The sequence below is a fragment of the Sporocytophaga sp. genome, from assembly GCF_017745095.1.
GTDB lineage: Bacteria > Bacteroidota > Bacteroidia > Cytophagales > Cytophagaceae > Sporocytophaga.
Genome location: NZ_JAGHZZ010000007.1, coordinates 130,131 through 152,480, shown reverse-complemented (window position 1 = coordinate 152,480; position 22,350 = coordinate 130,131). Strand labels below are relative to the sequence as shown.

Below are 22,350 nucleotides of genomic sequence, written 5' to 3'. Positions count from 1 at the left end.
TTAAGAGTAAAAAATTAAAAATTGTAATGCACACTCTATGTATATCTGTGTTTCTTCGTGTTTCTCTGTATACTGATAATCATCTTTCGGTGGATCAGAAAATACATAAGATAACATAGAATGTATCGCTAAACAATCTGCTTTTTCCCTGAGAATTTTTTGAATAAATATAAAACTGTGAAGTAGATCAATCCTCCTGCAATGGGTGCAACCAGGCACCACGCGACAATAGCATGATATATCGCATTTCCAAAGAAAAGCAGAGAGCCCCAGATGTCCTTACGAAACATTCCGGTAAATTCTTCCAATGGGATATTAAAAGTTTTATCTCCGAAGATATAAGCACCGAATTTGTAAAAAGGCAGAATGGTGATAATTTGAATTGGATAAGTAGTATAGTTGATAAACTGAATTGCAGGTAAATTTACCCTGAATATCAATGCAGCTAGTGTGCAAAGCAATGTTGTAGGACCGATAACCGGAAAGGCTCCTAGAATCACTCCAAGAGCTACAGTCAAAGCAATTTTTTCAGGTGTTGCACCCTGTTTAATGAAATTAGTAAGAAATCTGACAAACTTAGTCTTACGCAGTAAAGAAAGGTTCATACTAAGCAAAGTAAAATCCTTTCCTATTTGTTTTTAATTTAATCATCAGAAGCTTAAATGCCTTCAATTACAGGGTTATAGAAGCCTGATCTGTTGCCTTTTTATTCAGGTGACTTCTGTGTCTTCCGTAAAAAAGATAAAAGATCAATCCGAGTACAAGCCATATCAGAAAGCGGCTCCAGTTAGTTGCTCCAAGTTCTGTCATGAGGTAAAGATTGATAAGGAATCCGAGAGCCGGAATGAGGGATAGATTTTTTTTGAAAGCATACCAGGCAGTAATTGCGAAGATTATAATGAAGATGATGATAGGGAATTCTTTTTTTAATGGATATAAATAATCTCCTGTCATATTGATATAAATTAAAGCCGGACTTTTCACAATCAGTACAAGGAGTAATGTTGCAAAGAACAAAAGAGGGAGAATGATTTTTCCATTGATATATTTTACCTTAAAAGAGTTTGCTGCTTGAGGCGGATTTATCATCACTCCAGCGCATACAATAGCAAAAGCAAATAAAGTACCTATACTGCATAAATCCGTTACTTCTGTAAGATTCATGAACATCGCAGGCAGAGCTACAACAAAGCCAGTGACAATAGTGGAGAATGATGGTGTTTTGAATTTAGGATGAATTCTGGCAAAAACTCGAGGCAGCAGTCCATCTCTGCTCATGCTTAGCCATATCCTTGGCTGGCCCAGCTGAAATACAAGCAATACACTGGTCATAGCTATAACAGCGCTAAAAGCAATGATGCCGGATAGAAAACTAAGATTGTATTTCTCAAATGCATATGCCAATGGATCGCCCACTGCAAGTTCGCTGTACGTTACCATACCAGTAAGTATCAGCGTTACTACAACATATAATATCGTACAAATCAGAAGGGAAAGGAACATTGCTTTGGGTAAATCCTTCTTAGGATCGATAGCTTCTTCAGCAGTAGTAGATACAGCATCGAAGCCGATATACGCAAAAAATACAGCAGAAACTCCTTTCATCACCCCACTGATTCCGTTAGGAGCAAAGGGACTCCAGTTTTCAGGCTGTACATAAAACGCACCTGCTGCGACAAATAGCAATATCACCAGCAATTTAATTCCAACAAGAATATTTCCGGTGACTTTACTTTCCTTTATACCAATATAAACCAAAACTGTGATTAGAGCTGTGATAATAAAAGCAGGAAAATCAAACACGATATGAATACCATTTATCGATGGTGCATTTCTCCATGCATTGTATCCTTCCATCAGCAAAGGTTTAATATTGGCAGAAGGTGTACCAGTATTTAGCAGTACAGTTACTTCAGAATAAGCCCTGGAAGCAGTCAGAAAATCCATGGTGAGGTATTCGGGAAGTTGCAATCCGAAACCTTTTAGGAGGGACGTAAAATAATCTGACCAGGAAATAGCTACAGCAACATTACCAATTGCATATTCCATCAATAAATCCCACCCTATAATCCAGGCCAGAAGTTCTCCGAATGACACATAAGCATAAGTATAAGCACTTCCGGCAACTGGAACAGAAGACGCGAATTCGGCATAGCAAAGGGCCGAGAAAAGACAGGCAATTGCGGTAAAGACAAATAACAAAGATACTGCAGGTCCGCCAGAGGCACTGGCATTACCAATAGTACTGAAAATTCCGGCTCCCACAATCGCTGCAATGCCAAATGAAGTGAGGTCTCTCAGTTTTAAGGATCTGGAGAGGGTATGGTTTTCAAGTTGTTCGATTTCTACAGTACTCCTGATAGAATCTTCAATGGTCTTTTTTCTGAAAAAATCTTTTGCTTTCAATGGATTGTCTTTCTGACATGAAAGATAAAGTATTATGCTTAAACCGAAAAATCCGGTGTGGGAAATGGTGTTTTGAGGAGTTGTTTGGCCGAATTGGAGATGGAAATTTGAAGTAGAAGGGCAGCAAATTGAATCTGGCGTTCCGCAAATTGAAAATGCGGTATGGCAAATTGAATTCGCCGCTCGTACAAGTCAATGATCTGAGCGGCAAATTGAATTATCTGAGTGTCAAATCGAATTATCTGGGCGGCAAATACAATTATCGAAACTGCTAATTGACAATGCGGTTCGGCAAATAGAATTAGCGGACCTCCTTATTGGTTCATGCGGGCGGCAAATTGAATTATCGGCCTGGATAATTCGATTGTCGGAGCGGCAAATTTGATTGTGCCATCCGTAAATTGAATTATCAGAACTTCCGGATGGCTCGGGAGTAGCTCAAACGGAATTCTCGGATCGTAGATGAGATTTTGGAAATTGAAAATTGAAAGGGAGGAAGTACGACGTGAATGCTTTGAGGATTGGAAGTATTTGGGTAAGTTTAATAGGGGAAATTAAGTGGCATTAATTAAAAAACATGGCGGACAAATTTAATTGGGGATATATCAAACATGATTTTAGTTCTATACATGAAACTTTAGGTAAATATTTTCCAATTGAAAATCCTGATCAATTTAATGGAAAAGATATAAGGGATTTTGTTGGAGTGAAGAGAGTTGAAGAAATTTTGAATGAAAACTTTTTTACGATAAATTATAGAGAGCGTTGGGGAAAGTTCAGGAAGTTTTTAAAAGAAGAGTTAAAAGAGCCATTCCATAATTCAACAATTGCTTTCTATCCTTGCTACTCTGGAATTGTTATTCTGAAAGAAGAGAAGAATAATAATCTAACCTACACAAAAGAATTACATTTTTTTATAAGTCTGTTAGGTCCATTCTATACTATTTTGGGTATTGATAAAGCTGAAATTACTTTAGAAGAACACTTTAATTGGGATAAAGAAAATTCAAGCAGTTCTTACGAAGCAAATCTTGTAGTTACTGTATCACCTTACATGGAATATCAGGAACCATTTAATATGCTTCAGAAAAAAATTATAGAATACTTTCCTTCTTTAAAATTCATTCCATATGAGGTGAATATTGAGAAGGTTGAAGGTGTTTCTCTTATTTATCCGGATACTCAAGGTGATGCTAAAAATTCTGTGTTTAGCGCATTATTTCGACCCGATAATTATTTCAATACTGAGACAAGAGGTAACACGCATTATGGATTTGATGAATGGCTAATAGTTAAAAAGTTAGACGAAGAGCGGATTAGGGAAATTAAAGAGGGTTTATTAAAAAGATCTTTAAAGATCGAATCCGAACTAACGGTTCATAAGGTATGGAAGTTAAAAAAAGCAAACTATATTCTTCAAAATATTACTATTATAATAGATTTATTTCAAATAATAGATTTCTCTGAAAATAATTTTGCAACCATAATATACAAAGAAGATGAAGAACCTTTAATATCGAACTATTCAATAACAGATGATAGAATTGAAATCGAGAGTTTTCAAGGTAGAATTAGATTTAGAATACAAGAATTAGGAGTTAATGAATTAAAATTAATTCTTCATGTTGATTTTATTCCTAAAGACGGGGAGCCTTATAAATATAATGTTTTTGAAATGATATTTGAAGTATATAAATGAAATAAAATAAACCTATGGCTATCCTTAAGAATAAAGAAGACAAATGAGAAACTGTGTATACATTTTGATTTTTGCTTTTTCCATTGCATGTACTTCACAGGAAGATAAGACATCGACAAATGCTGAGCCTTTAGATAGTTCCGCCAAGACTTTAAAAAATACGATATCAGAAAGATTCTTTCCCGAGATAAAAGAGACTGAAATATTTGATACTTTAATAGCTGACAGGCAGATACAAATTACAATTAAGAAAACGCATCTTGATAGTTATGTTACTCTTGTATACGAAGAAGGTGGTAACAAACAATTTGATAATTATAGAGATGCGGAAATTGCGCTAATTAAACAAGATTCACAAATTCTTTTAGATACCGTATTCAGAAAAGTCAGTTTTCCAATTATGCAGACCAGGAGTTTATGGATATTGCTATTTTTCACAACTATTGGTTTAATAAGATAGATAAAGATAAAATTGAACTCTTTGGAGTTATTAGCAAACCTGAAACTGACTATACACTTGCCTTCTATAATTACTTCGACTTTACAAATAGAAAATTAAAATTTGTTGAATATGTTGATGATGAAGAATAAAGCATGGCTCTTTGTATTTTCGCCTGGTTAGAGTGTGTGGCATATTTGGAATACTGTGTAAATTTAAAATAGAGAATATATTTAACCCTAATTGCAAGCAGGGATTTTAAGATGATAAGAGTATTTTTTCTTTTCCTTTTATGTACAAATGTTTACGGACAGATTGATACAAATAAAATTAGTATAACAACTAAGCAGTACTATGAATATGAGTACGATCATGGGAATTTTGTGTGTGAAATTGATTATGATTCGGTTATAAGTGAAGAAAAAGTAATATCCTATCCCTTAGTCAAAACACCGGACGAAACTTTAAACATATACCTGAACACTACCATTCGAAAGACTGCCGGGGTATATGAGTTTAAGGGTTCTAAAAAGGTTAACTGGAATTATAAATGTGAAGACCGTCCGTCAGGAATTTATTTGAGGTATGATTTAAACTATAAAAATTCAATGTATCTCAGTTTTACTTTTTATACTGATGAGTATTCAGGTGCGGGAAGCAGTTCTAATCATGATTGGATAGCATTAACCTTTGATTTGGGTAAAAGGAAGACCTTATTGTTAAAGGATGTAATTAAAACTCAATTCGATACTAATGTCTACAATATCTCAATAAGTCAATTGAAGAAAACTGTTCCTACTTTATTCGAAGAGTATGGAGAAGTTCATAATCCCCAATTGTTTCATTTTACAAGTGCACTCAATTTTCCCGTAGCAATAAAAAAGGAAGGAGTAGCTATTTATTGGAATTTAAGTTGGGGTATCCATTTCGCATGTGAAGAAGTTATTATTCCCTTTGATAAATATGCGCACATATTTGATAAAGGGTTTTTGACAACTGTCATGAGTAAATAAGTAATGAGAATTTTAGTGTGCATCATTAGCCATGCTAATAATTAATTACTTTTAAATCCTTCACAAAAAATATTCTACAACATGAGAAAATATTTATTTACAATTTTATTGATTACAACAATCCAAACATCATTTGCGTGTAGTTGTATGTTTTTTAATTCAAATGATGCCATGGATGGCTTATTCAATAGCTCTGATTTAGTTATTATTGGACATCCAATTCAAAATATAGATACTACATATTATCGTTCAAAAAATCCCAAGTTTATCGGTATTACAATTCTTGTAAAGGTTGACTCTGTATTGAAAGGTGAATTAAAATCAGATACAATATTTATTAATCAAACAACAAATGGAAATTGTTCAGAGAATTTTATCCATAATGAGCAATACCTAATTTTTGGTGATCAAATAAAGACTTATGAAAATCTCGGAATTACAGATAATGGATTTGGAGAGGATTTTTATGAAGAAAGCAAGACATTAAAGTTTGAAGACAGATTTAATATGATTGATACTTTTAGAAAGTATACTGATAAGTATTATACAATATATACGAGTGGATGTATTTCTTTTATGAAGGATAGCAGCATTTGGGAATATTTTACAAGAAGAAATTAATAAGCGTTCCTAAGTAAATATTTTCTTTTAATTAATAAATCTCAAATGCATTAAAATATGCTTCAAATTATTAATAAACAGTTAATAATGTTTTTAGTGGGACTGAGCTGGACAAGCAACCTGTTTGGACAAGTTCAATATGATGTAAAAAGAATACTTCAGAAAAAGGATTTTGATGTGTTTCAAAAATATACCGAGACTTTATCAATTAAAAAGGAAGGAGTAAGATCTCATTGGGAATGTCTGCGTGATCTAACAAACGAATTTAAAGAAGGGGTTTTTATTTTTGAAATATCAATTCCTGCGAAAGACAATCCTGCAATAAGAACAGTTCAAACTTTTAAAGTCAAGATCATTGCAACACATAAACAAATTGTTTTCTATGAGTTAAGTGAACGGAAAAACAAAAAAGTTGACTATGAATGGGAGGCATATGATGCCTCAATTGAAAGATATAAAAACGATGACAAGTTTAACAGTTTAAGGAATGCATTTAAAACCCTTTTTAAAGTTGATATTAATGAAAATGAATTGTTTATAATAAACTATGTTTATGGTGAGCATTGTGGTTTTGCAGGAATTAACCCCCAAGGAAGACAGCAAATTGATGACTTGGTGGCAAGGAAAGATAAGCATGAACTTTTAAAATGGCTTAAATCAACGAATACAGAAAAACAGATTTATGCTGTTGACGGTTTGTATCAAATTAGCAGGTTAGGTGTAAAATTTACAGATGACGAACTTAAAATGATAAAGTTTGTGAAAGGAAAAAAAGGAACTATAAATAGTTGTTCTGGTTGCTTTCATACTCAGCAATTAATTAGCAGTGTCACAAAACAGTTTAATTTTTGAGGTTTAAATAAAGAATAGTTTAAGCATTATTATATAAAAGTTTCCTCAGTCTCACTCGACAAGGAAAAGCTACTGTAACAGTTTTAATAGATTGTAGCATTTCATTCCCATCTGTTCCTGTATCTTAAGTATTCATATAAGGAAAATTTAGTATCTATCAATTAGTATATTTATCTGAAATTTAATATTAGCAATGGACTATCAATGTTATAAAGTATTTAAACCAGGATCTTTAAATAAATTAAAGTTAACTACCCAAACGCTTGGGAAACCTGGAAAAGGAGAAGTAACGGTAAAAGTAAAGGCTATAGGACTTAACTATGCCGATATATTCGCCATTATGGGGTTATACAGTGCGACGCCTAAAGATCCTTTTATTCCAGGGCTGGAGTATGCTGGTGTCGTTGAAGAAGTTGGTGAAGGTGTCTATGATTTCAAAGTTGGTGACAAGGTAATGGGTGTAACCCGCTTTGGTGGATATACCGAACTCCTGAATATTGATCACAGATACATTATACACTTGCCGGAGCATTGGTCATTTGAAGAAGGTGCAGCCTTTCCTGTGCAAGTGCTTACCGCGTATTATGGTCTGGTGACACTAGGTAATCTGAAACAAGGACAATCAGTATTGATCCACAGCGCTGCCGGTGGAGTGGGACTGCTGGCTAATAGAATAGCAAAAAAGATGGGTGCTTATACCATTGGTGTTGTTGGTAGCGAATCCAAATTTGAGATATTAAAGAAAGAAGGTTATGACCGGTTTTTAATTCGTTCAAATAAATTTAAAAAAGATGTCACAGAGGCTTTGGAAGGGAGAGAATTAAACCTTGTGATGGAAACGACAGGGGATAAATTTTTCCATTGGAGTTATGATTTGCTTGCGCCTATGGGCCGGGTAATATCCTATGGTTCTGCGCAATTTACCCCATCAGGCCAGGCGCCTTTTTATCCTCTTTTAATATTTAAATATTTGTTTCGTCCCAGAGTTGATCCTTTATCTATGATAAAAGCTAATAAATCTTTGATGGCATTCAATCTTATATGGTTGTATGAAAAAGCTGATATCATGAATGAACTGCTCAATGATATATTTAAGCTGAAACTGGAAGCTCCCATCATAGGCAGAACTTATGAATTTAATGAGCTGCCTCAGGCCTTAAAGGATTTCAAGGCTGGCGGGACAATTGGAAAGTTGATAGTGAAGGTTTAGGTCGTAAAGTAGATGGGAGATTGATTCTTAAATTTGATATTGATCAACTCGTAGAGACGCCATGCTGGCGTCTCATATGTCAATAACGATAGTCCAATCCATTAATAGATACATCAATTGAGAAGGAAATTTATTTTTAGTATTAAAAAATTAGCATTGAACAAAAATAGAAAGGTTTCTTACAATGAACGTTATGAGACGCCATGCATGGCGTCTTTACGTAGACATTTTGTTTATGACAATTGGGTGCATCTTTTATGAAAGCACCTTAAGCATTGCCGCCGCCTTCACCAAACACTCTTCATATTCCTTTTCCGCATCTGATTCATAAGTTATAGCACTTCCAACCTGAAACGATATCTTCTGATTTTTCTCATCATAAAAAATACTTCTGATGATCACATTCAAATCAAAATCTCCATCGGGATTAAAGTAACCTGCTGCTCCTGAAAATATCCCTCTTTTGCTTTCCTCTATGTCATCGATAAGTTCCATCGCTCTGATCTTGGGCGCTCCCGTCATACTACCCATTGGAAAAGCATTTTTAATCGCCTGCACAGAATCTATGTTTTCGTATTTAATACCTGTGATGGTTGAAATCATCTGATGTACCTGCTGAAAGGTGTGAACTCCGAAAAGTTCTTCACCAACCACTGTGCCTGGCTTACAGCTTCTCGAAAGATCATTTCTGACAAGGTCTACAATCATCATGTTTTCCGCAATCTCTTTTTCGCTTGTCTTTAGCTCTTCTATCAATGCAACATCTTCTTCAAGTGTAGCGCCTCTTTTACGTGTTCCTTTGATCGGTTGTGAAATTAATTTGTCTCCTTCCTTTTTCAGAAATCTCTCGGGTGAAGCTGATATCAGATAAAGAGAATCAACCTTGATTAAAGAAGAAAAAGGCATAGGTGAAATTTCATTCAACTTAAGATAAGTATAAATAGGGGAGATGCTACCTTTTGCCGTAAATTCAATGCAGTAATTCAGTTCATAGATATCCCCGTCACTTAGGTGTTCTTTGATCTTATTTACCTTCTGAATGTATCTTTCTTTTGAAACAGAAGATACAGGAGCATTATTTATTTTTTGTACTTTTTCATCAGCATCAATTTCAACAGAATTTATTTGTTGAAAAATAGCTTCCGGATTATCAGAATGAATTGTTACATGATCGTCATCAAGCAAGAGCAGGTGTTCTGGTTCAAAGAAGCAGATTTGAGGGAACTGAATATATTCAGGATTTTTGCTTTGGAGTTTTTCAATCTCATTTTTGAGATCATAGGTCAAAAATCCAAATAACCAGCCATTATTCTTTTTTATCCATTCTTGAAGTAAAGTAAATCCGTTTTGATTTGGACTAATGATTGATTTTCTTCCAGCTGCAAGCACATTAGGAAAACCATTGTATAAATAGGGAATTCGATTATTATCAAGCCAGACAAAGTGAGAAAAAGTTTCTGCCCATTGAAGAGCCTTTTTTCTGAATAATTCCCTGTTCTGAATATTAAAAATCATGCAGTTGATAATGAGTGTATTATGTGCTATTGTGCTATTTGAGCCAGTAAATCTAACCAAAGGAATATTCTGTCGCAAAATCAATAATTCAAATCCTCTCCCTGGTTTCCATATTTCTTAAGCAAAAAGTGATAATTTTGCTGTTTAAAATGTTGTCAGGTAGACACAAAAAAAATTTAGCGTTTTTTAACATTGAATTATCCCGAAAATATAGAAACCAAATTAGGTTTTAATCAGATAAGAGAACTATTAAAGCAGGAATGTCTTAGTACTCTTGGTCAGCATTATGTAGAGAGAATCCGTTATTCGACGGATGCATCACTTGTTTCCCGTCTTCTTAACCAGACCTGGGAATTTACAAGGATACTTACAGAGCAGGTGTTGTTTCCTTCTTCTAATTATATCGATGTTACCCCTTACCTCCAGAATATCAGAATTCATGGGGTTTTTCTGGAGCCTTCTGCTTTTTTCGATATAAAGCTTTCTCTCAGGACAATTATCCGTTGTCTTGAATTCTTTGATGAGAATGAAGCTTATCCTTATCTCAAAGAGCAGGCGAAGTCAGTAAATGCGGATGAGAAGATTTATAAAGCTATTGATGAAATCATAGACGATCGCGGTCAGGTGCGTGACAATGCTTCTCCTGAATTGCTTGAAATCAGACGGAGTCTTATCTCCGAGCAAATCCGCATCAGAAGAGAGTTGGACAGGCTTTTAAAACTGGCAAAAAGAGAAGGTTATACCGAATCAGATGTGGAAATTACCATCCGCAATGGAAGAATGGTAATCCCGGTGCAGGCAGAACACAAGAGACGTTTGAAAGGATTTATTCAGGATGAATCTGCATCCGGACAAACTGTTTTTATAGAGCCTGCAGAAGTACTGGAAGGTAATAATATTATTCGCGAACTGGAATACAAAGAAAGAAGGGAGATCATTAGGATTCTTACTGTACTTACAGATCGTATCCGCCCCTTTGTTCCAGATCTTCAGAAAGCATATGCTTTTCTTGGTATTATAGATTTTATAAGAGCGAAAGCAAAATTCGGCATTGCCATACAGGCTCAGTTACCTAAGATCAGCGACAAGCCGGTAGTAAGATGGAAAAGTGCAAGACATCCTTTGTTGTTCCTTAATCTTAAGAAATCTGGAAAGGCAATCATACCTTTGGATATAGAGCTGACCGAGGAAAGCAGGATTCTTGTTATTTCAGGCCCGAATGCCGGAGGAAAATCGGTATGTCTTAAGTCTACAGGGCTATTGCAATACATGTTTCAATGCGGCTTGCTTGTTAGTGCAGATGAATTTTCTGAATTTGGGATATTTCAGGATATCTTCCTGGATATCGGAGATGAGCAGTCTATAGAAAATGATTTGAGTACATATAGCTCTCATCTAACCAATATGAAGGCTTTCCTTAATTTTTCAGGAAAGAAATCGCTAGTGCTGATAGATGAATTTGGTACAGGTACAGAGCCACAGCTTGGCGCAGCGATATCAGAAGCCGTGCTGGAAAGACTTAATGAAAAGAAAGTATGGGGAGTTATTACGACTCACTATTCTAATTTGAAAACAATGGCTGAGAAAACTCCTGGTATTATTAATGGTGCTATGAGATTTGATTTGGATATGCTGGAGCCTTTGTATCAGCTTGAGATAGGTCGTCCCGGAAGTTCTTTTGCCTTTGAAATTGCGGCTAAGATAGGTTTGGATAAAGCGACAATAGAACGTTCCAGATCCAAGCTGGGAAGAAGTCAGGTAAATTTTGAACGTCTTGCCAATGAACTTCAGAAAGAAAAAGACTTGCTGATAAAGCAAAATCAGGAAGCCAGAGGAGATAAGCAGCAGTTAGATAAAACCCTAGCGGAATATAACAAGCTGAAGGAGGATCTTGAACAAAACAGAAGAAGGCTGCTTAATGAGGCGAAGCAGCAGGCTAAACAGCTTGTCGCCGATGCAAATCAAAAGATAGAAAATACGATAAGAGCCATACGCAGTAGTGAGGCAGATAAAGAAGTTACAAAAACACTTAGGAAAGAGCTTGATCTGTATAAGGATATTGAGCTTCAGCCGGAAGCAGTGCTGGTAAAGGAAGAGCCGAAAGAGGAAACATTAATTCTTGAGGGAGAAATCAACGTGGGAGATTCCATAAGATTAAAAGGAACTGATACTGTTGGTGAGGTATTAGGAATATCCGGCAAAACAGCTGAGATCGTGATTGGTGATTTAAAATCAAAAGTAAAGCTTGATCGTCTCGAAAAAGTTTCAAGAAGAACTGTGAAAAAGCAGTTTGACGAAGTTTCCAGAAGAAGCACTGCAATGCTGATGAATGAGAAGATGATGTCTTTCTCATCTAACCTGGATCTGCGTGGCAAAAGAGGTGAAGAAGCAATAAAGGACCTAGAAGAGTTTATGGATTCTGCAATTATGCTGGGTATTCCTGAAATAAGAATCATTCATGGAAAAGGAGATGGAATACTTAGAAATCTTGTAAGAGAGCATCTGAGGAAATATAAACAGATCAGGTCAATAACTGATGAGCACGCAGACAGAGGCGGACCGGGAGTTAGTATCGTCGGAATAAAATAAATAAATGTTGATTATTTTTTAAAAGGATTGCTTTATTCGGCAATCCTTTTTTATTTTCTTTGCTCTGGACTTACTTGATTTTTTAAAACAGACTTTTAATATAAACGCTATGGGGAAAAAAGTACTATCACTTGATGGAGGTGGCACCTGGGCTGTGTTACAGGTAATGGCTTTGAAAGAAATATATAAAGATGTAAAGCCGGTCGGTACTAATTGTAGGAAAATTCTAAATGAATTTGATGTCATTGCAGCGAACTCGGGTGGTAGTCTTGTGCTTGCTGGCTTGATTGAAAAAGCAGATGAAGACATTGATGAGGTTATAAAATTGTTCCTAGATGAGGAGTTGAGGAAAAGTATATTCAGTAAGTTAACTTTTTGGGATTGGAATCTGGAAAGCTTGTCCAGATTGTTTAATGTGGGGCCTAAATACAAAGCGAAAAGGAAGATCACTGGCCTTGAAGGAGCATTAAAAAAATCCGGTAAAATCAGAATGTGTGAGCTCAGAGAGAAATTAAATATCAGACCTCATATCGTCTTGACCAGTTTTGATTATGATCTACGCAGAGGAGCATTTTTCAAAACAGCACAGGATGAAAGCAATTACGATTATACTTTGGCACAAGCTGTCAATGCGTCTACGAATGCTCCCGTGAACTATTTTGACAAACCTGTAAGTTTTAATTATGATCATAATACGTCACATCAATATTGGGATGGAGCAGTTGCCGGTAATAACAATCCTGTGCTGATAGGTATAACAGAAGCATTGAGAATTTTTGATGATCTTAAACGTACTTCTGAAGATATAAAGGTTTTGAGTATAGGGAATTCCGGATTGCTGCTGCCTGTAGAAGGATTTACTGATTCTTCAGTTGCGGTGAGAAAAGAACTCATTTTGCCAATTGGGAAATCCAATCTCGCAAGAGATATGAGAAAATTGAGTTTATCCATCATTTCAGAGCCACCTGATGCTGCTAATTTTATGGCTCATATGCTTTTAGGAGGAAATGAAACCGTAAATAAGCCACGTATCATTCGTATGAACCCTATGATCCAGCCTGTGTTGAAAGAAGGCAAATGGAGATTTCCTGAAGGTGTTTTGCCTAATGAAGAAAAGGATTTTTTAGCGTTGACAAAGTATGAAATAGATGCATTAAAGCAATTTGAAATGGACAATATTGTTAAGTTTGGAAACTGGTGGTTAACCGATAAAGTGGTAAATCAAAGCATACGCTATAGTGCTAAAACTTTTCAATGTAAAATAGGCCATAGCACTTTCTCTTCAGCAAAGAGTGAGTGGCTCAATCGAACTGTTTAATAATAATTGTTTGATCATACTAATGAGTAATTTTATAAGGATGCTTAATCAAACAGATACAGATATTAAAAGAATTGTTAATTGAATTCACTACCTTTAGTGAAGTTTTTTAATCCCATATTTTTAAATAATCAGTATGAAAGCTAATTATATGTCATTCAAAGTTTTGGCAGTTGTATTTTTAAGTCTGTTGTTTTCCTGTAAAAAGGATGATAAAAAGGAAATTGTACCGCAAGCTCAGTTTGTAGAAATTAATGGGGATCAATACCCAATAGTAAGTATAGGAAATCAGACCTGGACAGCGGCCAATTATAAAGGTCCCGGAGGGATTCCTTATGATAAACTGAACTCAAGACCAGAATACGGTAATTATTATAGTTTTGAGGAACTTCAGAATATTACAATACCTGCTGGTTGGAAAATTCCTACAACAGAAGATTTTATTGAGCTTGCAGAATCTCAAGGAGTTGTATTTATTGGTCAGAATGCTGTAAAACAGGATGCGATAAAAAATCTGGTTTCGCAAACACGTTGGTTAAATATTAATGGTAACAATAAGTCTGGATTTAATGCTTATCCCGGTGGCTATTCTATTTCAGCTGATTCTCCAATTGATGGCGATATTAGCGAGTTTTGGACGAACGATACAGCTACAGTGAGCATACAGGAAAGTGCAGATTTGAAAAATCATAACATAAAAATCTATCAATACCTGGAAAATGATCCAAGTAAGTTTAATATCCGCTTTATAAAGAAAAACAAGTAGTTTAAATAAATAAAAAAATGTCCCCAATGGGGACATTTTTTTATTTATTTATGTATTATTAATATAGTGATATATAGTTGATTGTGAGGATGCCGATTTTTTTTTTACTTTCAACATAGCCATATTTCCCTTAAAATAGTTAAGAGTAGAAATTCGTCAATTCTATCCTGGACGTAGATGAATCTTTTTGTCCAGTTTTGTGGTTCTCCATTTAAAGTGTTTTTTTAAGGAGAAAATTACACCGAAAGGTTTGGTCTTAAAAATGAATAATCCTAATAATCTAAAATCTTATTCAGCTTTTTTGTTGAAAAATTACATCGAAGATTTATCTAAAGATGCGATTGCTATGACAAAAAAAATGAATTTCTCAGTCTGTAGATTTTTAATGCAATTTTCGGAAGAGACCCTTTATGCACACACGAAGAGGGGATTCGAGGATATTCTCCAGGATATTATTAATGATACTCCATTTCAAGCGTTAATTGAAAAAATAGCCTTGTGGAAGGATGGCAAGAGCTTAATACCGAGAAATACCTTATCTATAAGTGATATTACTTCAATTCATTATATAAGAAAGGCTGTTTTACTGGATTTTTTAAAATACTATGAATGCTCTAAAACAGAACTGATTGGCCTGGTAAAGGAAATTTCCGATTATTTCCAAACCTCAACCGAATTGGGGCTTAAAGCTGTAGAAGAGATTCAAACCGAAGAATTGGGGGATAAAAATGAAATCATTCATGGGATATTATCCAGTGTTCCTGTTATAGTTACAAAGCTTAACAAAGAAGGTAAAATCACTTATTCTGCCGGCAAAGGATTGGAATCTCTTGGGCATAAAGAAAATGATTTAAAGAACATTAGCATTCATCATGATTATATATTTCCGGAGAATACTGAAAATATTAAAAATGCATTGAAAGGAAATTCTGTTACTTATCTCGGTAGAGCCAAAGCTGTAAATGGCGAAATTCGGGAGTTTCAAAACTATTTTATCCCGGATAATAATGGGGCAATAGGATTTAGTATTGATGTTACTGAACGGATAGAGGTCGAAAAACGATTCCAGAATTTCATTGATGTAGTTAAAGATTACGCAATATTTAAGCTAACCCCTGACGGATTTATCAGTTCATGGAATGAAGGAGCTGAAGCCTTAAAAGGTTATGAAAAAAATGAAATTATCGGAAAGCATTTTTCGATATTTTATGAAAATGATCTTAAGGAAAAACACTTTCCTGAGTATGAACTGGAGCAGGCAACGCTACATGGCAGATTTGAAACGGAAGGCATTAGGCTAAGAAAAGATGGATCCCGTTTCTGGGCAAATGTGATTATTACAGCTTTATTTGATGAAGATAAAAATTTAGTAGGATTTACTAAAATTACGAGAGACCTCACTGAAAGAAAGCTTGCAGAAGAAAGGCTAAAAAGAAGTGAAGAAAGGTTTAGGTCCTTGATAGAGGATGTTAAGGATTATGCAATCTTTTTGCTTGAGCCTGACGGAACTATCGCTTCCTGGAATGAGGGCGCTAAAAGGATAAAAGGATACAATGAAGATGAAATAATTGGAAAACACTTTTCTATATTTTATACTGAAGAAAAGAAAAAACAAAAGTATCCCGAATATGAACTTGTTCAGGCTGCTAAACATGGAAAGTTTGAAGATGAAGGATTAAGGGTCCGTAAGGACGGAAGTACATTTTATGCGAATGTTTTAATTACGGCTTTACACGACACCTCAGGCAAGTTAATCGGTTTTTCTAAAATTACCAGAGACCTTACAGAACGTAAGTTCCTTGAAGAAAGCCTGCAGTCAATGAATGCTGACCTGGAAAATATGGTAAAGGAAAGGACAGATGAGTTATTAAAAACTATTAAAGAGTTACAAAGGATTAACAATGATCTGGATAATTTCATCTATACAGCATCACATGATTTAAAAGCTCCTATCTCAAATATTGAAGGTTTGATCAGCAGTTTATTCGAAGAACTTGGTGAGATTTCTTCGCTAAACGTGGATCTTAGGGAGATAAAGACAATGATTGACGTATCTGTTGAAAAGTTCCAGGTAACCATAAAAGACCTTACCGAAATTGCTAAAATTCAGAAGGAAAGTCTAGAGAATGTCGAACTGGTAGGTCTTTCGGAGCTTATAGATGATGTGAAGATTACCATTTCAGATCAGATCTCCAGAAATAATGCAGAAATAATTTATCATCTTGACGATTGTAATGAAATTAAATTCGTGAGAAAAAATCTTAAAAGTATTATTTATAACTTGATAAGCAACAGCATTAAATACCGCAGTCCCGAAAGGAACCCGATTGTGAAAATAATGTGCAGTTCCGACGAATATTTTAATACGATTATATGTCAGGATAATGGATTGGGGATAAAGGCAGAAAACATAGATAAGATATTTAATATGTTCAAAAGATTCCATGATCACGTAGAAGGGAGTGGGGTCGGACTATATATAGTTAAAAGAATTATAGAAAATGCAGGCGGAAGAATAGATGTAGAAAGTGTGGAAGGTGAAGGATCTATATTTAAAGTTATTCTGCCCAAAGGCGAACTTGAACTCCATTCTTAAAGCAAAAATTAAAATCTTATTGAAGTTTATAGATCATTGGAAGGTTTTTAAATTTTGAAAATATTACATTACAGGCAGCAGTAAGGACATTATAAATAATTTTCATGTCCTTACTGCTGCTTTTTTACTTTACGCTTTTAAGCCTTCAGCTTTCTGCTTAGTCACCGCCTCCCGTAAAATGGGATATTTTTCAAATCCTTATTTTGCCGTATGGATTTTGCTTTTCGTCGTCTCTACTTTTGACAAGGCAATAAAGTCAAATCAAATGGAAACGACAGCAAAAGATTATATTTTCCTTACAGACAAGCTGGATTCGCTGATTACTTCAAGACCAAATTTTGTAGCATTCAGATTCCTGCATGAAATTAAGGAAGGTTATGTTTCTCTGACCTATAAAGAGTTGGGGCGAAAGGCTAAAACGCTTGCTTTTGTGCTAAAGGAAAAGACTGCATCAGGAGATAAGGCGCTGTTGCTTTATCCGTCAGGCGTTGATTTTATAATCGCTTTTTTTGCATGCCTTTATGCTGATATCATTCCGGTCCTTGCATATCCTCCTGATAGCGAAAATATTGATCGCCTTATTACTATTGCAGATGATTGCAACCCTGATCTTGTCCTTTGTACAAATTCTGTTCTTTCCACATTGGATGATTTTGAGTCAAAGACAAGAATCCAAGATTTCACTGAAATGGAAAGAAAGAGAAAACTTAAGGCTTTGTACGATTTACCTTGGGTACCTTCAGATGTAATAAAGGCAAACGGCGTTTTCAGGAAAAGAAAAGAAGATTTCTATAACAGTAATCAAATAGCACTAATACAGTATTCATCAGGAACTATAAGCTTCTCCAAAGGGGTAGAAGTAACACATAGAAATCTTTACTTAAACTCATTACAATTTATTAAGGCTTTTGATTTAAACTCTGAAACCCATTTGGTGAGCTGGCTTCATCCATATCATGACATTGGTCTTATAGGTGGAATTATAGCTTCTGTTTTTTCAGGAATACAAACAACGTTGATGGCTCCATCAACCTTTGTAAAAAAGCCTTTCAATTGGCTAAAGGAAATTAGTAATATCAAAGGTAAAGTAGTAAGTGGAGGACCGAATTATGCCTTTGAAATGTGTTGTCATAAAATTAAAGATGAGCAGCTTTCTGAGCTTGATTTGCGACATTGGAAAGTCGCTTTTAATGGTGGTGAGCCGGTAAAGCAGGAAACTCTGGAAAGATTCATAAATAAATTTGTCGTTTGTGGGTTTTCTCCTAAGGCTTTTGTTCCTGTATATGGAATTACAGAAGCCACCTCATTTATATCCGTCGGAAGTCTCGGAAAAGGAGTTACAGCATGCTCTTTTAGTAAAACGCTATTAAGAAATAATATTGCCGTGGAAACACCTTCTGGAGGTGATAGTGTAAAACTAACAGGTAGTGGTAATATTCAGAATAACTACCAGATTATGATCATTGATACCAAAAGCGGTCAGAAGTTGGAAGATGGATCTGTCGGAGAAATATTGATTGCGGATTCATGTTTTGCTTTGAATTATTATAACAACATAGAATTCACAAGCGAGTCTTTTTATATAATTTACAATGGAATCAAATTTTTCAAAACAGGGGACCTTGGATTTGTCAAAAATGATGAATTGTTCATAACTGGTAGGTTAAAAGATCTTATTGTATTAAATGGTGCATTTTATTATCCGCATCATATCGAATACAGTGTATCCAATAGTCATCCTGCTTTAAGAAAAGGTTGTTGTGCAGCTTTTACAGTAACAATGGAGAACAAAGAATTATTAATCGTAGTACAGGAAATTTCCAGAGATGCTGTAAATAAAGTGAATCTAGAAGAGCTGCTGGAAAAAATAAGGACTGAAGTTTTTATAACAAATGGTATAGAGCCTCATATGGTTTGTCTAACATTCCCTTCCTCTATTCCTAAAACTATCAATGGGAAAATTCAGAGAGGTGTCACGAAAGTTCAGTTCTTACAAAACACTTTGAAGGTAGTAGCCAGTCGGCAAAGCGTTCTCAGTCAACCTAAAGAGATCAATTATTCGGCTATAAAATACTTGCCAACAAACCTGCCTGAGGGGATAAGCAGAGGGGTCGTAACAATACGTTAAAAACCAGTAAATAGACATTGTATATATTGAAATCTATTTGGTAGAAAGCATATTATTTAAGCTACTATGATGTTGCCCAATGGCACAGATCTCTTGCAGTTATGGAAACATTGTGTATTGTTTCATTATGATTTAGTGTTATAAAAAGCTGTTTTTTTTATTGGAATAAGGCGGAATGAAGCTAAGGTTCCATTTGACCAAGCTATTGAAGATACAATTTTTTAATATCAATAACATAAAGAGTAACTTCTTCATCTTCCCCAAAAGATGAAGTCCTATAATCTGTGTCTGTAATTAAAGTATTGACAACTTGTCCTGATTTAGTAAAAGATCGTATACCTCCAGAACCATAATCACCAAAGGTATACAGATAAGATAAATGTCGGTATATAGGAAGAAAATAATTCAGAATTGTTTTTTATTTAGATGTATGGTGATCTTCGGAAAAAACGGATTTTAATATTTCTATAAAATGGATAATTTTGTATAAATAAAATGAATTTTCAGGTTCTTAAATATCTCTTTGTAATTCTTATTCTGAATTCAAGTCTCTTGTTTCCGGAGTTTTCTTCCTTTTCGGGCAAGAATAGTTTGGAAAAAGAAGAGATTAATTCCGTTACGGAATTAATCTTTGAAGATATTTTTGGTATGTCAGATTCAAATCCGGAAGATGAGGATGATGATGAATATGATTATCAGATTTCTCCGGAAGAAGAATCAGTTTCTATTATAAAGGTTTGCTTTTGGATATTACCATTTTTAAATGTAGATTTTTTATTTCCAAAAGATCAGATAGTTAGTAAGATTCTTTCAGAAAATATAAGAGAACTGAATTTTATCTCTTACAGAAAAGGTGTTCCACGATACATTTCACTTTTGGTACTTTCCTAAATAGTCGAATTTTCTGAAGCTCATTCAGAAAACAAAAATCCCTTTTATTACTTCTTTTAAATTATTCCCATTAGAATGAAAAACATTTATCTGGTTTTTATTCTATGCGTACATTCCGTTTTTGCCCAAACAAAGGTTTCATTCAAAGAGGCTTTAAGTTTATCGAGAAAAAACAACCTCTTTCTGAAGGCTGTTGTTTACGACTCCTCAATGGCAAATGCTGATATTGTATCTGCAGGACTAAGACCAAATCCAGTATTTAATAACCAGTTTCTTCAGGTAGGTGCTGCAAGAAACAGTCCATTCCCAGAAAGGGGAGGATATCTTAATGCTTCAAATAGGCAGGTGTGGTATCAATTTACCAAACAGTTTCAGACATTTCACAAGAGAGATTATAAAATAGAATATGCTGAGGTAAACTCCTATATCACTAAAAAGAATATTCAGGAGACGGAGCGTAACCTTTTATTGAACGTGTCGCTCAAATATCTCGAACTGTGGCTTTATAAAAAGAATCTGAATCTGCTAGAAACAGTAAAAGCCAATATTGATACGCTCGTCAATATTAATAAGGTCAGGCTGAAAAATGAAGTAATCACTCCGTCTGAATTGATTCGAACTAAAATTCTGTTCGAGCAATATTCCTTGCAGGAACGCAATACCACCAGGACCTACCTGAATGAGCTTAAAACGCTTGAGATATTTTTAGGTACCACTGATTCAGTAACAATTGAAGATTCCGATAGCTTGTTTTCAGAGTCGTTGATAGAACCTCTGGATACTATGATGAAAATGGCCTTTGAGAAAAGACCGGATATTGCCGCTTTGAATTATGAAAATGAATTAAGTAAAGTTAATGAGAAACTTCAGAAAGCCTATGCAATGCCAAATATAGAAGCTGGAGGTATTTATAATCCTCAGAATTCAGTGGGCTATTATGGGACTTATCTCACTCTGCCCATCCCTTTTTTTGACAGGAATCAAGGTGAGATTCAAAAAGCCAAAGTAATGAAGCTAAAGTCTGGAGTTGCTTTGGAGGCATTGAAACTCCAAGTGATGGTTGAGTTGAGAAATAATTATAATACCTACCTTCAGAAAAAGGACAATGTAGTTCAGGTTCAATTGATCTTGAATCAATCTAAAGAGGTACTTGAAATAGTCAGATATGCTTATCTGAAAGGCAATACCACTATCATTGATTTTCTGGAAGCGCAGAGAACTTTTTATGATGCCATGCTTATACACAACCAGGCGCAGTATGATTTGAAAAGAAGTCAGATCGAATTGTTGTATGTGGCGTCCATATTAGACAGATTAACAATTTAATATTATTGGTTATGTTCGGTTATAAAAACATTATTTATATAATCATATTTCTATTATTTGTTTCTTGCACGAAGGACGAAGAGAAAACAAGTAATAGTGATTTTTTAGATCCTGTTGTCAAGAATAATGGACAGGTCATAGTTTTGAAAAGTGAAAATGGAGTTTTTAAGACTATGGCCGCAAAGAAAAAGGCTCTTAACAGCGAATATATGGCTCCAGCTACTGTTGTTGCCAGTATTCTGAAGCCTAGATTGAAAGAAGCCCATACAATTATTCTGTTTGATGATGAAGAGCTGAATCAGCTTTATACAGAGTATTTGCAAAGTATAGCACACTATAAGAGAGATTCCGATTATCTACAAAGAGTAAAGGATATGTATGCTCACAAGGCTGCAACAGGAACTGAGCTTAAACAAGCTGAAACAGGACTTACCGATGCGGCAACGGAAATGGCCGAAAAAGAAGGACAGCTACGTATGCGAGGTTTTGACCCTATTACAATGACAGATATTCCTCCCGGGAACATCTGGCTTATTTCCAATGTACCGGAAAATATTATAGGAAGTCTTGAGAACGGTAAGCCTTGCACAGTACTTTTTACATCTTATCCGGGCGAAAGATTCACAGGTAAAATAACTGCAGTGGGTGATGTGCTCGATAGACAGACACGTACAGCAAAGGTGAGAATTACCCTTGCTAACCCTGGGGAAAGGTTTAAGCCAGGCATGTATGCTAAAGTAAAATTCCCTATAGAAGAAGAGAATTCTTTATCCGTACCGGTTTCATCTGTAATATCTGTTGAAGGGAAGAACTATGTTTTTGTAAAAAACAGGAGCATTATTAAACGTAAGGAAGTCATTACTGAAAACGAAATGGGCGAAGATATTATTCTGTTGGACGGAATAGAAGAAGGGGATTCCATTGTTTATGAAGGTGCAATGTTATTGAAAGGTTTAAGTTTTGGTTTTTAATTACCTGGCA

Annotated in this window: 18 protein-coding genes; 15 read left to right on the top strand and 3 right to left on the bottom strand. The window is 35.1% G+C overall.

The window, feature by feature from the left end; genetic code table 11:
• Positions 1-128 precede the first annotated feature (128 nt).
• Both J7604_RS12410 and J7604_RS12405 read right to left on the bottom strand, forming a co-directional pair.
• Positions 129-605 carry a DUF2062 domain-containing protein gene (locus J7604_RS12410; protein WP_293896388.1) on the bottom strand — a complete coding sequence of 159 codons (477 nt, stop codon included), beginning with the start codon at positions 603-605 and terminating at the stop codon, positions 129-131.
• A 67-nt stretch (positions 606-672) separates the two neighbouring features.
• On the bottom strand, positions 673-2,406 hold the full coding sequence (locus J7604_RS12405) for an amino acid permease (protein WP_293896385.1): 1,734 nt from the start codon (positions 2,404-2,406) through the stop codon (positions 673-675).
• A gap of 577 nt (positions 2,407-2,983) precedes the next feature.
• Between J7604_RS12405 and J7604_RS12400 the strand changes: the two genes are divergently transcribed.
• The 7 genes from J7604_RS12400 to J7604_RS12375 all read left to right on the top strand — a co-directional run bounded on the left by J7604_RS12400 (position 2,984) and on the right by J7604_RS12375 (position 8,240).
• Complete coding sequence (locus J7604_RS12400; RefSeq protein ID WP_293896382.1) at positions 2,984-4,105, top strand: hypothetical protein; 1,122 nt, start codon at positions 2,984-2,986, stop codon at positions 4,103-4,105.
• Positions 4,106-4,148: 43 nt separating this feature from the next.
• Positions 4,149-4,565 (top strand): hypothetical protein, encoded by a 417-nt coding sequence (locus tag J7604_RS12395; RefSeq protein WP_293896379.1) that lies wholly within the window; start codon positions 4,149-4,151, stop codon positions 4,563-4,565.
• Entirely contained in the window at positions 4,523-4,696 is a 174-nt protein-coding gene (locus J7604_RS27055; RefSeq protein ID WP_367113566.1) for a hypothetical protein, read from the top strand. The genes J7604_RS12395 and J7604_RS27055 overlap by 43 nt, the downstream gene beginning before the upstream one ends.
• A 111-nt stretch (positions 4,697-4,807) precedes the next feature.
• Positions 4,808-5,557 (top strand): hypothetical protein, encoded by a 750-nt coding sequence (locus J7604_RS12390; protein WP_293896376.1) that lies wholly within the window; start codon positions 4,808-4,810, stop codon positions 5,555-5,557.
• Between the two features lie 81 nt (positions 5,558-5,638).
• Positions 5,639-6,178, top strand: coding sequence for a hypothetical protein (locus J7604_RS12385; protein WP_293896373.1), 540 nt, complete (start codon positions 5,639-5,641; stop codon positions 6,176-6,178).
• Between the two features lie 177 nt (positions 6,179-6,355).
• The gene (locus tag J7604_RS12380) at positions 6,356-7,030 is read left to right on the top strand and encodes a hypothetical protein (protein ID WP_293896370.1); all 675 of its coding nucleotides are present in this window, start codon (positions 6,356-6,358) and stop codon (positions 7,028-7,030) included.
• A 193-nt stretch (positions 7,031-7,223) separates the two neighbouring features.
• Positions 7,224-8,240 (top strand): zinc-binding dehydrogenase, encoded by a 1,017-nt coding sequence (locus J7604_RS12375; RefSeq protein WP_293896367.1) that lies wholly within the window; start codon positions 7,224-7,226, stop codon positions 8,238-8,240.
• Positions 8,241-8,495: 255 nt separating this feature from the next.
• Here the strand turns inward: J7604_RS12375 and J7604_RS12370 are convergent, their stop codons facing one another.
• Positions 8,496-9,755, bottom strand: coding sequence for an anthranilate synthase component I family protein (locus J7604_RS12370; RefSeq protein ID WP_293896364.1), 1,260 nt, complete (start codon positions 9,753-9,755; stop codon positions 8,496-8,498).
• A gap of 192 nt (positions 9,756-9,947) precedes the next feature.
• Between J7604_RS12370 and J7604_RS12365 the strand changes: the two genes are divergently transcribed.
• From J7604_RS12365 to J7604_RS12330, 8 genes are all read left to right on the top strand, one after another.
• On the top strand, positions 9,948-12,344 hold the full coding sequence (locus J7604_RS12365; protein ID WP_293896361.1) for a Smr/MutS family protein: 2,397 nt from the start codon (positions 9,948-9,950) through the stop codon (positions 12,342-12,344).
• A gap of 109 nt (positions 12,345-12,453) precedes the next feature.
• A complete protein-coding gene (locus J7604_RS12360) occupies positions 12,454-13,662 on the top strand; it encodes a patatin-like phospholipase family protein (protein WP_293896358.1) in 1,209 nt (402 codons plus the stop codon).
• Positions 13,663-13,798: 136 nt separating this feature from the next.
• Positions 13,799-14,428 (top strand): FISUMP domain-containing protein, encoded by a 630-nt coding sequence (locus tag J7604_RS12355; protein ID WP_293896355.1) that lies wholly within the window; start codon positions 13,799-13,801, stop codon positions 14,426-14,428.
• 385 nt (positions 14,429-14,813) lie between these two features.
• Positions 14,814-17,024 (top strand): PAS domain-containing sensor histidine kinase, encoded by a 2,211-nt coding sequence (locus tag J7604_RS12350; RefSeq protein WP_293896352.1) that lies wholly within the window; start codon positions 14,814-14,816, stop codon positions 17,022-17,024.
• 265 nt (positions 17,025-17,289) lie between these two features.
• Positions 17,290-19,152 carry a fatty acyl-AMP ligase gene (locus J7604_RS12345; RefSeq protein ID WP_293896349.1) on the top strand — a complete coding sequence of 621 codons (1,863 nt, stop codon included), beginning with the start codon at positions 17,290-17,292 and terminating at the stop codon, positions 19,150-19,152.
• Between the two features lie 495 nt (positions 19,153-19,647).
• A complete protein-coding gene (locus tag J7604_RS12340; protein WP_293896346.1) occupies positions 19,648-20,043 on the top strand; it encodes a hypothetical protein in 396 nt (131 codons plus the stop codon).
• 75 nt (positions 20,044-20,118) lie between these two features.
• Positions 20,119-21,369, top strand: coding sequence for a TolC family protein (locus tag J7604_RS12335; RefSeq protein WP_293896343.1), 1,251 nt, complete (start codon positions 20,119-20,121; stop codon positions 21,367-21,369).
• A gap of 11 nt (positions 21,370-21,380) precedes the next feature.
• The gene (locus J7604_RS12330; protein ID WP_293896340.1) at positions 21,381-22,340 is read left to right on the top strand and encodes an efflux RND transporter periplasmic adaptor subunit; all 960 of its coding nucleotides are present in this window, start codon (positions 21,381-21,383) and stop codon (positions 22,338-22,340) included.
• Positions 22,341-22,350 lie beyond the last annotated feature (10 nt).

Excerpts from the sequence above, each read along its gene's own strand:
- J7604_RS12385 (WP_293896373.1), top strand. The coding sequence starts at position 5,639 with ATGAGAAAATATTTATTTACAATTTTATTGATTACAACAATCCAAACA.
- J7604_RS12350 (WP_293896352.1), top strand. The coding sequence starts at position 14,814 with ATGCAATTTTCGGAAGAGACCCTTTATGCACACACGAAGAGGGGATTC.
- J7604_RS12355 (WP_293896355.1), top strand. The coding sequence starts at position 13,799 with ATGAAAGCTAATTATATGTCATTCAAAGTTTTGGCAGTTGTATTTTTA.
- J7604_RS12335 (WP_293896343.1), top strand. The coding sequence starts at position 20,119 with ATGAAAAACATTTATCTGGTTTTTATTCTATGCGTACATTCCGTTTTT.
- J7604_RS12340 (WP_293896346.1), top strand. The coding sequence starts at position 19,648 with ATGAATTTTCAGGTTCTTAAATATCTCTTTGTAATTCTTATTCTGAAT.
- J7604_RS12390 (WP_293896376.1), top strand. The coding sequence starts at position 4,808 with ATGATAAGAGTATTTTTTCTTTTCCTTTTATGTACAAATGTTTACGGA.
- J7604_RS12410 (WP_293896388.1), bottom strand. The coding sequence starts at position 605 with ATGAACCTTTCTTTACTGCGTAAGACTAAGTTTGTCAGATTTCTTACT.
- J7604_RS12375 (WP_293896367.1), top strand. The coding sequence starts at position 7,224 with ATGGACTATCAATGTTATAAAGTATTTAAACCAGGATCTTTAAATAAA.
- J7604_RS12395 (WP_293896379.1), top strand. The coding sequence starts at position 4,149 with ATGAGAAACTGTGTATACATTTTGATTTTTGCTTTTTCCATTGCATGT.
- J7604_RS12400 (WP_293896382.1), top strand. The coding sequence starts at position 2,984 with ATGGCGGACAAATTTAATTGGGGATATATCAAACATGATTTTAGTTCT.
- J7604_RS12360 (WP_293896358.1), top strand. The coding sequence starts at position 12,454 with ATGGGGAAAAAAGTACTATCACTTGATGGAGGTGGCACCTGGGCTGTG.
- J7604_RS12345 (WP_293896349.1), top strand. The coding sequence starts at position 17,290 with ATGGAAACGACAGCAAAAGATTATATTTTCCTTACAGACAAGCTGGAT.
- J7604_RS27055 (WP_367113566.1), top strand. The coding sequence starts at position 4,523 with ATGGATATTGCTATTTTTCACAACTATTGGTTTAATAAGATAGATAAA.
- J7604_RS12330 (WP_293896340.1), top strand. The coding sequence starts at position 21,381 with ATGTTCGGTTATAAAAACATTATTTATATAATCATATTTCTATTATTT.
- J7604_RS12370 (WP_293896364.1), bottom strand. The coding sequence starts at position 9,755 with ATGATTTTTAATATTCAGAACAGGGAATTATTCAGAAAAAAGGCTCTT.